This is a genomic window from Hyphomonadaceae bacterium ML37 (assembly GCA_027627685.1).
GTDB lineage: Bacteria > Pseudomonadota > Alphaproteobacteria > Caulobacterales > Maricaulaceae > Oceanicaulis.
This window is the reverse complement of the sequence record CP091241.1, coordinates 1,318,152-1,332,159: the sequence shown is the minus strand read 5'-3', so window position 1 is coordinate 1,332,159 and position 14,008 is coordinate 1,318,152. Positions and strand designations below refer to the sequence as shown.

The window sequence follows — 14,008 nt, the reverse complement described above, 5'->3', positions numbered from 1 at the left end:
CAAACACGGGCCACACGGCCCCCCCGAAGAAACACGGGCCAGACGGTGCCACAAACACGGGCCAGACGGTGCCACAAACACGGGCCACACGGCCCCCCGAACTACTGAAGGAAATGCTTATGGAAACGCTGAGCAAAAGCGCACTCGCGCGAGCAGATTTAATCGAAGCCCCGAATCTGGAAACGCTGGCGCGCGGCCTGGACCGCAGTCTGGCCAGCCACGCAAACCCGGACGCGCCGGTGTCTCTATGGCTGAAATCGCGATGGAATATTTCAACGCGGATGGCCAGTAGCTGCGACGCCAACTCTATGCCCCGGATCGACGGTGAAGAAGTCGCAATCGGATGGCGGCGTTATTCAGGCTCGGCAGCAAACATGGCTGAAGCGGCTCAAGAGCTTCGCAGCAATGCCCCTCCAGCCAGCCGCGCGAAGCTGGCCGGAATGCTCGCCACGATGAACGCCGCTCTTGTTCAATCGCGCCAGCAATCGGAAACGGAAGCGCGCCTGCGCATGGCGGCGTATGTGGACCGGCTCTCCGACTATCCCGCAGACGTGGTTGCGAAGGTGCTGCACGCATGGCCGGACAACAACAAATGGTGGCCCGCGTGGTGCGAGCTGCGCGAGGAGCTGGAGCGTGTCGCCCGGCCACGGCGTGAGCTGATCCGTGACCTGGAGATGGCAGCCGTCGCCCTCGAACCAGAGCGCCGCAAAACAATGGCGGCCTTCGCGCTGAAGCGCATTCCTGATGTTTTCGAGTGAAGGGCGCGCTTTCTGATAGGCTATGTTATAGAATGAGATTATTCTACTGTATATTGCCCCGTGCTATATTTGAAGCATGGGCGCGAATTACCCAAATGCACGGCACCGCAAGGCTGCTGACCGGCTGACCCTCCAGTTTGGCGGGGCGGCAACGCTGACCCGTATCGAGGACGGCGGGACCGATGGCTGGGGAAACCCGGTCCAGACCGAAGTCAGCCATGCAGTGCGCGCTATCGACACCGGCAGCAAGTCAGCCTTTGGCGTCACGCCCGGCCTGGACGCTGGCGAGCGGCATGGCCTGATCAATACGCTGGCGACTGGCGCGGTCCCCGCCATTGGCGACACCCTCACGATTGGCGGCGAAACCGTCACGCTTTTGGAAGTCGAACCCGTCCGGCCAGACCCGGACCAAACGGCGATCCTGTACCGGTGGAAGGGCAAGCTATGAGCTGGTCCCAATGCCTGCGAATCAATGTGCGCCGGGGGACCGGGGAGGGGAGTTTTCCGCTCTCGCTACACGGGGGGCGGCCATGAAGCCCTCGACCGCGTGCGCGCGCTTCCTGCAAAGCCTCAAGATTCCTGAAGGCCCCTTGGCGGGCAAGCCGGTTTCGCTGGCGCCTTTCCAGCGCCAATTCGTCACCGGGGCGCTGGACACCGCGATCAACACCGCCGTGCTTTCCATTGGCCGGGGCAACGCAAAAACCGCTCTGGCCGGTGGCATCGCCCTGGGCGCCCTTTTGGGACGCTGGGATGATCAGCCGCGCCGGGAAATCCTGATCGCCGCCCGCACGCGTGATCAAGCCTCTATCGCATGGCAGTTTGTGGCGGGCTTTGCCCGGTCCCTGCCCGAAGACGAACAAGCCCGGCTGACCTTCAAGCGGTCCCCCCGGCTGGAGATCATTTACGAGGACGCGACCGGCGGCGAACACTCGTTGCGAGCCATCGCGGCGGACGGCAAGAGCGCTCTTGGCAGCGCTCCAAACCTTGTGCTGATGGATGAGCGCGGACACTGGCAGCGCGACCGGGGCGACGAGCTGGAGCACGCTCTTTTGTCCGGTTTGGGGAAGCGCGGCGGCAAGGCCCTGATCATCTCGACAAGCGCCCCGGATGACGCGCATCCGTTCTCACAGTGGTGCGACACCGAACAAGCGGGCGTCTATGTGCAAGAGCACCGCCCCGCCCCCGGCCTTCCGGTTGATGACATGCCGTCACTGATCGAGGCAAACCCCGGCGCAAAGCATGGCATCGGCGGTTCGCTGGAATGGCTCGAAGCGCAGGCCAAGCGCGCCGCCGCCCGTGGCGGTTCGACCCTGACAAGTTTCAGACTTTATAATCGCAATGAGCGAGTTTCGGGCGAGACCCGCGACCTGCTTTTGACCGTGGACGAATGGCTGGGCTGCGAGACCGTGGACCTGCCCCCGCGCGAGGGCGAATTGATCCTCGGAATCGACCTTGGCGGTTCCGCCAGCATGTCAGCGGCGGCATTGTATTGGCCAGCAACTGGCCGCTTGGAAACCGTTGCGACCTTCCCCTCTAGCCCGCCCCTTGGCGAGCGCGGCGCCAGCGATGGCGTTGGCGGGCGCTATCTGGAGATGGCCGAACGCGGCGAGCTGAACACGCTAGGGGATCGAACCGTCCCCCCGGCGGCATGGCTGACCGAAATCATGGCGCTGGCCGAAGGCGAGACCATCGCCGCCGTTGTGGCCGACCGTTTCAAACAAGCCGAGTTTGGCGAGGCCCTGGACCGCGCGGGCGTGCGGGCTCCGGTTGTCTGGCGAGGCGCGGGCTTCCGCGATGGCGGCGAAGATTGCGAGCGGTTCCGCCGCGCAGCGTATGACGGGAAGGTGAAATCCCGCCCGTCCCTGCTGCTGCGCAGCGCCTTCGCGGACGCGGTATGCCTGCGCGACCCCGCCAACAATCTGAAGCTGGCCAAGGCCCGCTCTAATGGCCGGATCGACGCGGTAAGCGCCTCCGTTCTGGCCGTGGCCGAAGGTGCGCGCCGCATGGGCCGCCCGGCGCAGCGAGCGAGGGTGGCGATATGGGCTTAGACCGCTTTCCCCGCTACTCGCGCGCGGTCCTGAAAACGCGCCGCTGGCAGGCCGTCCGCCTGGAGGCGCTGCGCCGCGATGGCTGGGCTTGTGTCCAGTGCGGCGCCCGGACCCGGCTCGAGATTGATCACGTCCAGCCGGTGCGGACGCACCCCGAACGCGCCTTCGACCTCGAAAATCTCCAGACGATTTGCGCGTCCTGTCACACGGCGAAAACGCGCATCGAGTGCGGCCACAAACCGCTCAACCCCAAGCGCCAAGCGTGGCGCGACCTCATGAATAAGGAAACCTCCCCATGCTTGAATCAGTGAAAATCCAGCGGCGTCAAAGCGAGGTGCGCGAGCGCCTGGCCGCACTGGCCGCGAACGAAACCCCCAACGACACCGAAACCCGCGAACTCGATTCGCTGGATACGGAATACCGCGTGAACGAAAAGCGCTATCGCGCCGCTCTGATCGCGGAGGCCGCCGAACGCCGCGAGGCTGGCGAGGAGATCGAAGGCCGCTCTGAGCGCGAATGGTCGGACGTGCTCGCCAATTTCGAGCTGCGCCAGATCGCACTGCATCTCGATGAAGGCGCGGCCCTGAGCGGCCAGACCGCCGAGATTGTCCAAGAGATGCGCGCGCAGGGCGGCTATCGCGGGACGCCTGTCCCGTGGCAGGCCCTTGAAGTGCGCAACACTGTGGCTGCTGGCGTCCCTGATCCGATGCGCACTGCGCCGATTATCGACAGGTTGTTTCCGCAGTCTGTGGCCAGCCGCATGGGCGCGAGCCTGATCAACATTGCGTCCGGTGGCGTCGAATATCCGGTGACCTCCAGCGCCGTGTCCGCAGGCTGGCAGGATGGCGAAAACGCCAACGTTTCAGGCCCTACCGCCTTCACGACCGTGGACCGTCCGATGAAACCGGATCACACCCTCGGCGTTCAGATGCGTGTCAGCCGGCGCGCTCTGAAACAGGCTGGCGACGGTCTGGAGCAAGCTATCCGCCGCGACCTGAACGGCGCGATCAGCGCCAAGCTGGACGAAGCTGCATTCCTCGGAACCGGCGCCAATGGCCAGCCGCTCGGCGTCATCACCGGCGCGGCGACCTATGGCGTCAACGTCGAGGCCGAAGACGCGCTGGCGTCCTGGGCTTTGCTGCGCGCCGCCGTGACCCGCTTCATGGTTCGCAATGCAGCGTCCTCGCCCGCTGACGTGCGCGCACTGATCCGGCCAGAGCTGTGGGACTTCCTCGACGGTGAACTGATCACCGGGACGTCCGTCAGCGAATGGGACCGGGTGACGCGGGCAATCCCGGCGGCGAACTTCGCCATGTCCTCGAATGCCCTTGGCGCACCGGCTGGCGATCCGCTCGCAACGTCCGTCCTGCTGACCACTTCCGCAGGCGGCCAAGCGCCCATGTATCTGGCGACGTGGGGCGGGATCGACCTTGTGCGCGATCCGTACACCGATGCGCAGTCCGGCGGGCTTCGCCTTACCGGGCTGGTGACCGCAGACGTCACGATCAGCCGGGCGCAACAGCTTGAAGTCCTGACCGGCGTCGAACTGGCCGGGGGCGCCTAATGGCAAACGGTGAACTCCAGCTTGGCGCGGCCCTAGCTTCCCGGCTGGAGCTTCGCCGCGAAGGTGACGGGAGCGTTCGCATTAGCGGGCGCTTCCCTTACCGCTCCCCTGCAATTCTGGTCGAACGTGGACGCAATGGCGGTGAAGTGCGCGAGGTTATCGAACCGGGCGCATTCGCAGACGCTATCGCGGCGGATTCGGAGATCCATTTTCTGGCCGCCCATAGCTTTGACAAGCCGCTGGCGTCCAAGCGTTCCGGCACCCTGACTTTCAGGGACACACCCGACGCGCTGGAGGTGGAAGCGCACATAACCCCCGCCATCTTGCGCGCGTCCTACGCCGCAGACGCCATCGCCGCCGCAGAGGCTGGATTGATCACCGGCCTGTCCCCCGGCTTCCGCCTTCCCCCTGACAGGGAAAGCGCCGAAAGCTGGAGCGAGGCCCCGGACGGCGCCCGCGTGCGCATGATCAAGCGCGCCATGCTGGCCGAAATGAGCCTTGTGACCCGCCCCGCCTATGCCGCCGCGCGCGCAAGCGTAACCCGCCAATGCAGCGAGGCCCCGGACGCGGGCTTGCGCCGCACCCTGTACCGCTGGAGGCGCTGACATGATCGAGATTATGAGCTTTGAGGAAGGCCGCCCGGACACCTACCCGGCCAAGCCGTCCGGCCTATCGAGCGCAGCGGACGCTTACCCCGCCGCTTTCATTTGGCACATGCTGGAACGGCGCATTGCGTGGCGCTGGGCTTCACGCTCGGCGGAGGTGATTCTGGAGGGCGGCCCCGGCCCGTTTGAACTGCCTTTGCGCCCGGCTGAAATCACGCTGACGGAGGCATGGAACGGGGAAAGCTGGGAAGCCGTCACGCTCGCCACGGCCCCGCGCGGCGGCGTGTATCTCTCCAGCCGCGCACCCTATCGCATCACGTTCACCGCAGGCGACACCGAAACCCCGCCGGACATCATGCTGGAGGCTTACCGCCGCTTGGCCGAGTATCTGGGCGAGGTGGAAAACGAGCCGGTTCCGGCTGGCGCTTACTCCCATTCCATCGACCTTGGCGGCGTGAAGGAATCGACGCGGTTCGACCCGTGGCGGCGTGCGCGCGCTCTGGACATGTCCGGGGCTGGCGACCTCCTGCGCATTTACAGGAAGGCTTAATCCATGTTCGGACTTTTCAAACGCGCAGAGCCGAAACAGGAAACCCGCGCCAGCGCGTCCGGCTTCACCGCCGAATTGATCGCGGCCCGTGAGGGCTGGATTAGCGGATCGCGCGGCGTTGGCGAGCTGACCGCCACGGCGCAAAGCTGCGTGTCTCTGTGGGAGCACGGATTAAGCCTTGCTGACGTGTCCGGCTTCGACCTTGACCGCCAGACCCTCGCACTGGCCGGGCGCGCTCTGGCGCTGCGCGGCGAGGCGGTATTCCTGATCCGTGAGGACCGGCTTATCCCGGCGGCGGATTGGGACTTGGCGACCCGTGACGGCATCCCCCGCGCCTATCGTGTCAGCGTGTCAGAAGCCGGGGGCGGCGTAAGCATGACCGCCCTGGCAGGCGAGGTTTTGCATTTTCGCATCGGTTCGGACGTGGCCGCCCCTTGGTCTGGCACTGCCCCGCTCAAACGCTCCAGCCTGACCGCTGGCCTTCTGCACACGCTGGAGTCTGCACTGTCTGACGTGTACCAGAATGCCCCGCTAGGCTCGCAGATTGTCCCATTCCCCGAAGCGCCGGACACCGACCTGGAGGCCCTTGGACGCGGCTTCCGTGGCCGCCGTGGCCGCGTGCTCTTGCGTGAGTCGGTTCACGTCACCGCAGCCGGTGGCGCGGCCCCGGCGCAGGACTGGCGCCCGCAGGACGTGACCCCGGACCTTCAGCGCGCGATGACCAAAGAAACGCTTGAGGCGGCGCGCAGCGCGATCCTGACGGCGTTTGGCGTCCTGCCCTCATGGTTTTCCAGCACGGCGCAAGGCACGCTTGTGCGCGAGGCTCAACGTCATCTGGCGCAATGGACCCTCCAGCCAATAGCAGGCGGGATCGCAGAGGAAATCGAGCGCAAGACCGGCCAGCCGGTGAGCCTCGACGTGATGGCGCCGCTCCAAGCCTATGACGCGGGAGGCCGCGCCCGCGCGCTCAACGCCATTCTAAACGCGCTGGCCGATGCGAAGGCCGCAGACGTGTCACCGGACGCCATCGCCAATGCAGGCCGCCTGGTGAACTGGGAGCTTTGACCGAATCGGCGGCGGGATTTCGTCTCCTCTGGCCCGCCGCTGATCCGCCGCGCCCGGCTCCATTGAGACGCGCGCGGCAATGCGGGCTGACATGACCCGCACGCGCCCCCGGTGGTTTCGCGCCCGCCGGGGGCGCATTCATGTTTCAGGCAGGGGGCGCGGAAACGGGATGCCTCTGGCGATACCCCGTTGCGCAGCGATCAACGGGACGGCGCCGGCCCATTGATAACCCGCACGGGACGGCGGCGGCCCAAGCAGTAGGTCTAGCGCCGCTTATGAAGCGGGAATGTCGGACCGCATCCGTGCTAGGGCGATCAGGCGAGCGGGCGAATTGCTGAAGCAGATAGAGCCAAAAGCCGGAGCGCGCACTGATCTAGAACCTAGTGCCGCTGGCGACACTAGGTCAGACGCCGCCCGTGACGCTGGCATGTCCAAGCGCCAGCAAATGACCGCAACGCGCGTTGCCAATATCCCGGAAGCAGATTTTGAGGCGCAGGTCGATAGCGACCAACCGCCTACACTCAATTAACCCGCACCGAAAAGTACCGGCGCCGATACTTTTACCCCGCGCGTTACCCGGAAGACACACATTGTCCGAACCCGGATTAATTTATATGCTTATGTGTTTGATTTTTATGGTGGGCGGTGACGGGCTCGAACCGCCGACCCTCTCGGTGTAAACGAGATGCTCTACCAACTGAGCTAACCGCCCTTGGCCTTTATCTACTCCGCCCGGCCCGCCGGCTTCAACCGGTCTGATCCGTAGCAGCCGAGCTGACGCACGGTTTTGGCATGCTTGGCCAGATGCGCCAGGGCGCGCGCCACGGCCGGATCGTCCTCATGGCCCTCCAGATCGAGGAAGAAAAGCTGTTCCCACGGCGCGCCCGGCACGGGCCGGCTTTCCAGCTTGGTGAGGTTGACGCCCTCGGTGCGGAAACCCTCCAGCGCGCTGATCAGCGAGCCGGCCTCGTCGCTGGTGACCACCACCAGCGAGGTCTTGCATGGCAGAAGCGGCGAGGCCGGAGCCGGGTCTAGCGCCAGCGAGACAAAGCGCGTCTCGTTGCCGGCAAAGTCGGAGATATTGGGCTCGATCACATTCAGCCCGAACAGGCGCGCGGCATCCGGGCTCGCCACGGCGGCGACGCCTGCGCCTTCGTCCAGCGCCCGCTCCAGCGCGCGGGTGGTGGACGAGACCGAGACCTTCTGCAGGTCAGGGCGGGCATTGAGCCAGCGCTGGGCCTGGCGCAGCGCCTGGGGGTGGCCGTAGACGGTGCGCACGACGCCCACATCGCTGGCCTTGCCGATCAGGGCATGAACGATGCGCTGATGGTGCTCGCCGGCGATTTTCAGGCGGGTTTCACGCAACAGGTCATAGACTTCCACAATGCCGCCGGTGGCTGTGTTCTCGATGGGCAGGAAGCCGTATTCGGCCTCGCCCGCCTCCACGGTGGCGAAGATCGCGGCGTAATCACGCTTGATCACCGGCGCGACGCCGGAATAGCGCCCGGAGTAATGGGCGTAGACGCCAAAGTGGGAATAGCTGCCCGGCCCGCCCAGATACGCCACGCGCGCCTCGGTCAGCAGCCGGTCGCCAGCGCGGGCGTCCAGCCCGGCGCGCTGGCGGCGCAAAGAGTCGTCTATGATCGCCTGGAACAGCGTCTCGATGAAGCGCGCGTCCAGCCCCGCCTCTTCGCCCATCTTCACGGCGCGGGCGATCACGTCCTGCTCGCGCTCCACATCACGCACCGGGGTCTGCTCGCCGGCTTTCAGCGCCCCCAGCGCCTCACCAAGACGCCGGCGCTCGGCCAGGAGGCGGATCAGCTCGGCGTCCGCCCGGTCGATGGCGGCGCGCAGCACGGCGCGTTCATTGCGCGGTTCGGACGGGGTCATAATCGTCTCCTGACAAACAAAAACCCCCGCTGGGCGGCGGGGGCGGACTGGTCTTCATCTTCAAACAGACGAGCTCAGCCGGTCCCCTCCGGGCCGCTGGTATAGCCGATAAACAGATAGGTGGCCGAGCGCGTGATCATGCAGCGCAGCATGGCGCAGCGGCGTTTGTCCGGTCAAGCGGGAAAACCGATCACGTTGACTCCTGCGCCCCGGCGCGCTCCGATCACGCCAAGACATCCGTTCAGGGGACAGGAGACCGCCATGCCCATCCGCTTCACCGCCATCGCCGCCGCTGCGGTGTCAGCCGCCTTGCTCGCCGCCTGCAACGGACCGGCAGAGCAGCCTGCTGAACCGGCGCCGGCCGGGCAGCCACATGCCGTGATCGAAACCTCGCTGGGCGATATCCGCATCATGCTTCATGCCGACCGCGCGCCGGTGAGCGTGAGCAATTTCCTGGCCCATGTGGAGGCTGGCACATTCGATGACGGTGAATTCTACCGCGTGGTGCGCGACGATAATGACCGGCCTGATATCGAGAACCCGATGAACCTCATCCAGGGCGGCTGGGGGTTTGAAGGCCCGCCGGAGGCGGACGGCATCGCCCATGAAGGCACGGACATCACCGGCCTGTCCCATGTGCGCGGCGCGGTATCGATGGCGCGCTATGACGTGGGCACGGCGACCACCGAGTTTTTCATCATGCTCAACGACACGCCGGGCCTGGACGCCGGTCCGGACGGGCGCAATCCGGGCGATGAGGCGGGCTATGCCGTATTCGGCCAGGTGGTGGAGGGCATCGAGATCGCCGAGGCGATCATGAACCGACCGGCGGGCGGCCGGGAGGGCGCCCCCGAGGGCTTCGCCCACCAGTTCCTGACCGAGCCGGTGACCATCCGCGCGACCCGGGCGGAGTGAGAGAGCTAACAGCGAAGGATTGCCCCGCCCGATTGCCGATAATGCGAAGGCTGGGCGGACGCGTCCGGTTTCGGCATCATTGAGGTCAATTTGCTTCACCCGCCATGGTGAAACCGAGCTCGGTGCATTCACCTCCGCGAGTTCTGGCTGATCAGTGAACCTTGAAAGCAAGCGGCTCAAAGCCCTCGATTTCGTGGCGCACATAATCGCCCGGCTGAACGAGGCAATTTGTTGAATTAGCTGGCGTGCCGCAAAGAATGACGTCGCCTTCATCCAATGTGAAGGAATCGGCGAGATAACGATAGCAAGCGCGCCAGTCGAAAATCATGTCCGCCACGCGCCCATCCTGAAACAGTCTGTTATTGATCCAAGTGCGCATATATGACGCTTTTTCAGGCGGATGCTTTCTGACGACTGGGTTTATTGGACAGAAGCCCGGCCGCGCCTTGCTGATAGCAAGATGGTTGTCCCGGCCATAGTCACCGCGCCGGGTCACGTCACAGGCGGTTGTAAACCCGAAAATCGCTTCGTCACCCTCAAGATCGTCACCCGGTCTGGAACTCTGGCCTACAACCAGGGCCAGCTCCACTTCTACCCAGATATCCGCCGCTTCTCTTGGCCTGAGAAAGCCCTGATCGGGCAAAACCAATGAGTGAGGTGACTTCAGAAATGCGATCGGGGTTTCATAGTTTTCACGATCACCCACCATGCATTTGAAGTTGATGGCCATTCCGAAAACATGTGTCCCGTAAAAGGGTGCCTTCACAATCACATTATCGGCCCTAACTCCCTCAAGTGGACCGTCAGTTACAAGGAACTGCCCGGGCCCGATCTGCTCTGCCCATCCTTCATAGCCCGCAGACTGTATTCGGACCATACTACGACCAATCACGGATTGAGAACCTTGGCCGCTCATTTCACGCTGCTCCTCGCGGCCCAGACCATTCATGTCCGCCAAACAGTGTCTAAACGGCCGGTTCTGTCAATGTGATGAAAGCTGGAAGTTGAGCAAAGCACAAGGAAGCACGCTTTGGTGCACCTGCTCAGTCCAGTGTCCAACGCCGCCTGGAAGACGCTACCTTGTCGCGTTGAAAAGCTCGCGGCCGATCAGCATGCGGCGGATTTCGCTGGTGCCCGCGCCGATCTCGTAGAGCTTGGCGTCGCGCAAGAGGCGGCCCGTCGGGTATTCGTTGATATAGCCATTGCCGCCCAGGATCTGGATGGCGTCCAGCGCGCACTGGGTGGCGGCTTCTGCCGCGAACAATATGGCGCCCGCCGCGTCCTGGCGCGTGGTCCGGCCCCGGTCGCAGGCTTGCGCCACGGCGTAGACATAGGCGCGCGCGGCCGTCATGCGGGTGTACATGTCGGCGATCTTGCCCTGGATCAGCTGGAACTCGCCGATGGCCTGGCCGAATTGTTTGCGCTCGTGGACATAGGGCATGACCACATCCATGCAGGCCTGCATGATCCCGATGGGACCCGAGGCCAGTACGGCGCGCTCATAATCGAGCCCGCTCATCAACACGCGCACGCCGCCGCCGATAGAGCCCAGCACGTTCTCTTCGGGCACGTCGCAGTTTTCAAACACCAGCTCGCCGGTCTCAGACCCGCGCATGCCCAGCTTGTCGAGCTTCTGGGCCACAGAGAAGCCCTTCATCCCCTTCTCGATCAGGAAGGCGGTGATGCCCTTGGAGCCGCCCTGCGGGTCGGTCTTGGCGTAAACCACCAGCACATCGGCGCTGGGTCCGTTGGTGATCCACATCTTTGAGCCGTTGAGGAGGTAATGATCGCCCTTCTTCTCAGCTTTCAGGCGCATGGACACCACGTCAGACCCGGCGCCCGTCTCGCTCATGGCCAGCGCGCCCACATGCTCGCCGCTGATCAGCCTGGGCAGATAGCGCGCGCGCTGATCGTCATTGCCGTTGAGCCGGATCTGGTTGACACACAGGTTTGAGTGCGCGCCGTAGGACAATCCCACCGAGGCGGACGCCCGGCTGATCTCTTCCATGGCGATGCAGTGTTCAAGATAGCCGAGCCCGGACCCGCCCAGCTCCTCTTCCACCGTGATGCCCAGAAGGCCCAGCGCGCCCATCTCCTGCCAGAGATCGGCCGGGAAGGTGTCCGTGGCGTCAATCTCGGCGGCGCGCGGCGCAATTTTGTCGGACGCGAAGGAGCGCACGGTGTCGCGCAGCATCTCCGCCGTGTCGCCGAGGTCAAACTCGAGCGGGGGGTACTGATTGGCTGTCATGCGGAGCGAGATACCACGCTGGGGGACCCGGTCAAGCGGCGGCGCAGCCCGGATCAGGCGTACACCACGGCGCCCATCAGCGCAGCGATCCCGGCGGCTGCGCTCAGCGCGGCGCCGAAGCGCCGCCAGGCCGCATCATCAGGGCCCGACAGCGCCCGCACATGGAAATAGCTCATCCACAGAACGATGGCGACCAGCACCACCGCCTCATAGACCCGGTTGTCCCCACCCGGCCCGGCCAGCACCGAGACCGGCTCGGCCGCGCTGATCACAGCCAGAAAACCGAACAGGCCATACTGCGCGGCCCGCACGCACGCGGTCAGCCCCCGGCGCTTCAGCCGCCAGAGCTGGGCCGAGACGAACAGCAAGACGCCAAAGGCCAGGGCGGCGAGAAACAGCGGCAGAGCGACCGAGGCGGCTCGCCAGAACTGGCCCTCTCCGGCGGCGGTGCGCACGCCCTCGCCCATGGCGACGACAGCCCCGCCCGCCTGCGGCGCCGCGAGGGATATGCCGATCAATCCGGCGAACAGGCCCAGCACCAGAAACGGCCCGGGCGCCAGGCGCCATGAGCGCCGGCCGTCATCCTCGATGGCATCCAGCTGGGGCGTCAGGAGGCGCGGATTGAGCAGCACCGCCAGCAAGGTCGGAAGGATCAATATGAGGCCCAGCGACAGCTGCGTCAGCGCGCCGTCGATCACGCCCAGCGTCCGCCGGCCTTCGGTGACAGCCTCATCCGCCATGCACGCCCCTCCCGGACGGACTTTGGCGCCCTGAGCGGGCGCGGTCCAGCGGCAAGACGAACAGGAGATGAGACGTTTCTGTTGTGATCAGGCGCGCCTGGCGCGGCGCTCCTTCAGACGGCCGGCCAGGGTGAGGCCAGAGGCGACCACCATCAACACGCCGCCCACGAACAGCGCTGGCGCAGGCCAGTCGTCGCTGAGGCGAATGCCTTCGGCCATGTAAGTCTCGAAATTGGCGGCCAGCATCGATGCGCCCAGTCCGGCCATGAGCACGCCGAGGACCAGATTGGCGATGAAAATCTTGACGCCGCCGCCATGCGGCTCGCTTGCCGCCGCTTCCGGCGTATGCGCCATGGCTTCGGCGCCGGCCACATGGGCCGGTTCGAGGGCGGCGTCGTCTTCGTGGGCGGTGTCGGCGTATTCGCCTTCGGGGCGCTCCGGGCCCTCCACCTCGCCCGACAGACCGGCGGCGCGGGCGGGAGCCTCGCCGGGGTGCGGCGGGGCCGGATGGGCGCGCAGTACGGGCGACGCCGCTTTCGCCTCCACGACGGCGGGTTCAGGCGCGGGTTGATGCACCGGCTCGGGCGCAGTCGTGGCCGCTTTGCGCGCAACCGGCGCCGTGACGATCGCGGGCGTCAGGAAGCTGAAGCCGAGCACCGGATTGGGACTGGCGGGCGCACCAGATGAATCCAGCGCAGCCTCGCTCAGCGCTGCGGGTTCGTTGTGAGGCTCCACCTCAACCACCGGCTCAGGCTCCAAGACAGCCTCCGGCGCGCGCGCGGCATCGCCCGCCATGGAGGCGGCCATGCGCGCCAGCACGGCTTGAACCGCGCCGACCTGCTCGGTGCGGGCGGCCATCGGGGATAGTTGCGGCTCGGGCGCCGGCTCAAGCACAGGCGCGGCTTCAGCTTCCGCTTCAGGCTCGGCCTCAGCGTCCGGGGCAATCTCAGCCACGGCCTCTGTTTCGGGGTCCGCCTCGGCGACCGGCTCCGGTTCGGCCGCCGGCTCGTCGGCGGATGCAGGCGCATCCATGGCGGCGGCAGCTTCAGACCAGTCTTCAAAAGCAATATCCACCTCGACCAGCGGGCCGAGGCGCGGTGCGGGTTCGGGTTGGTCCTGAGGCGCTGGCGCAGGCGCAGACGCCGGTGCGGCGGCTTCAGCCGGGGCGTCCAGCGCCGTCAGGAACAGCGCCTTCTCTGCGGCGCGGCGGCGCACCAGACGCTCGGACACCACTAGGCGCCCGCCCTCTTCAGCGCGCACCCACGTCTCCAGGGCTGCCGCAGCCTCGCGGTGCTTGCCAGCGCGCGTCAGGCGCGCCACGTCGGACACCTTGAAGGCATTGGCGCCCACGGACGCCGCGAAAGACACCAGCGCATCGCGCATGGGCGCGGGCAGATCGGCGCCCACAGCCGCCTCGACCGCCTGTTCGGCCAGCAGCACGTCATAAATGAGGAGAAGCTCGGCATTCTCGCGGCTGAGGATCACGCCCTCTTTCGCGGCGGCGCTGTGCCCGTACCCGACCAGCCAGCGGCGCCCACGGCGCTGCGCCTCGCCCAGAAAGGGTTCATGGGTCTTGATCAGGTCGCGCGCAGCGCGGGTGGATTTCAAACGCGGTTTCATCGCTG

Annotated in this window: 14 protein-coding genes and 1 tRNA gene; 8 read left to right on the top strand and 7 right to left on the bottom strand. The window is 65.7% G+C overall.

Annotated features, from left to right (window positions below):
- Positions 1-119: 119 nt before the first annotated feature.
- The 3 genes from L2D01_06570 (at position 120) to L2D01_06560 (ending at position 2,806) form a co-directional block, all read left to right on the top strand.
- Positions 120-758 (top strand): hypothetical protein, encoded by a 639-nt coding sequence (locus L2D01_06570; protein ID WBQ11440.1) that lies wholly within the window; start codon positions 120-122, stop codon positions 756-758.
- 76 nt (positions 759-834) lie between these two features.
- A complete protein-coding gene (locus L2D01_06565) occupies positions 835-1,206 on the top strand; it encodes a hypothetical protein (protein WBQ11439.1) in 372 nt (123 codons plus the stop codon).
- 82 nt (positions 1,207-1,288) lie between these two features.
- Positions 1,289-2,806: a terminase large subunit gene (locus L2D01_06560; GenBank protein ID WBQ11438.1), complete on the top strand. Its 1,518-nt coding sequence runs from the start codon at positions 1,289-1,291 to the stop codon at positions 2,804-2,806.
- Here the strand turns inward: L2D01_06560 and L2D01_06555 are convergent.
- Positions 2,803-3,042 carry a hypothetical protein gene (locus tag L2D01_06555; protein WBQ11437.1) on the bottom strand — a complete coding sequence of 80 codons (240 nt, stop codon included), beginning with the start codon at positions 3,040-3,042 and terminating at the stop codon, positions 2,803-2,805. The genes L2D01_06560 and L2D01_06555 overlap by 4 nt on opposite strands.
- Positions 3,043-3,101: 59 nt before the next feature.
- On the opposite strand from L2D01_06555, the gene L2D01_06550 reads away from it, so the two are divergent.
- Genes L2D01_06550 through L2D01_06535 form a run of 4 tightly spaced genes read left to right on the top strand, consistent with a single transcriptional unit; the run spans position 3,102 to position 6,590 of the window.
- A complete protein-coding gene (locus tag L2D01_06550; protein ID WBQ11436.1) occupies positions 3,102-4,370 on the top strand; it encodes a phage major capsid protein in 1,269 nt (422 codons plus the stop codon).
- Complete coding sequence (locus L2D01_06545) at positions 4,370-4,975, top strand: HK97 family phage prohead protease (protein ID WBQ11435.1); 606 nt, start codon at positions 4,370-4,372, stop codon at positions 4,973-4,975. Before L2D01_06550 ends, L2D01_06545 begins: the two co-directional genes overlap by 1 nt.
- Before the next feature lies 1 nt (position 4,976).
- A complete protein-coding gene (locus L2D01_06540) occupies positions 4,977-5,525 on the top strand; it encodes a hypothetical protein (protein ID WBQ11434.1) in 549 nt (182 codons plus the stop codon).
- A gap of 3 nt (positions 5,526-5,528) precedes the next feature.
- Entirely contained in the window at positions 5,529-6,590 is a 1,062-nt protein-coding gene (locus L2D01_06535) for a phage portal protein (GenBank protein WBQ11433.1), read from the top strand.
- 636 nt (positions 6,591-7,226) lie between these two features.
- Here L2D01_06535 and L2D01_06530 read toward each other — a convergent pair.
- Positions 7,227-7,302: transfer RNA gene (locus L2D01_06530), tRNA-Val, on the bottom strand.
- A gap of 11 nt (positions 7,303-7,313) precedes the next feature.
- A complete protein-coding gene (locus L2D01_06525; protein WBQ11432.1) occupies positions 7,314-8,480 on the bottom strand; it encodes a chorismate mutase in 1,167 nt (388 codons plus the stop codon).
- Between the two features lie 261 nt (positions 8,481-8,741).
- On the opposite strand from L2D01_06525, the gene L2D01_06520 reads away from it, so the two are divergent.
- Positions 8,742-9,395 (top strand): peptidylprolyl isomerase, encoded by a 654-nt coding sequence (locus L2D01_06520; protein WBQ11431.1) that lies wholly within the window; start codon positions 8,742-8,744, stop codon positions 9,393-9,395.
- 151 nt (positions 9,396-9,546) lie between these two features.
- Here L2D01_06520 and L2D01_06515 read toward each other — a convergent pair whose 3' ends face one another.
- From L2D01_06515 to L2D01_06500, 4 genes are all read right to left on the bottom strand, one after another.
- Positions 9,547-10,344 carry a fumarylacetoacetate hydrolase family protein gene (locus L2D01_06515; GenBank protein WBQ11430.1) on the bottom strand — a complete coding sequence of 266 codons (798 nt, stop codon included), beginning with the start codon at positions 10,342-10,344 and terminating at the stop codon, positions 9,547-9,549.
- Positions 10,345-10,470: 126 nt separating this feature from the next.
- On the bottom strand, positions 10,471-11,643 hold the full coding sequence (locus L2D01_06510; protein ID WBQ11429.1) for an isovaleryl-CoA dehydrogenase: 1,173 nt from the start codon (positions 11,641-11,643) through the stop codon (positions 10,471-10,473).
- A gap of 53 nt (positions 11,644-11,696) precedes the next feature.
- Positions 11,697-12,383 (bottom strand): hypothetical protein, encoded by a 687-nt coding sequence (locus L2D01_06505; protein WBQ11428.1) that lies wholly within the window; start codon positions 12,381-12,383, stop codon positions 11,697-11,699.
- A gap of 87 nt (positions 12,384-12,470) precedes the next feature.
- Positions 12,471-14,003 carry a glycoside hydrolase family protein gene (locus L2D01_06500; protein WBQ11427.1) on the bottom strand — a complete coding sequence of 511 codons (1,533 nt, stop codon included), beginning with the start codon at positions 14,001-14,003 and terminating at the stop codon, positions 12,471-12,473.
- Between the last annotated feature and the right edge of the window lie 5 nt (positions 14,004-14,008).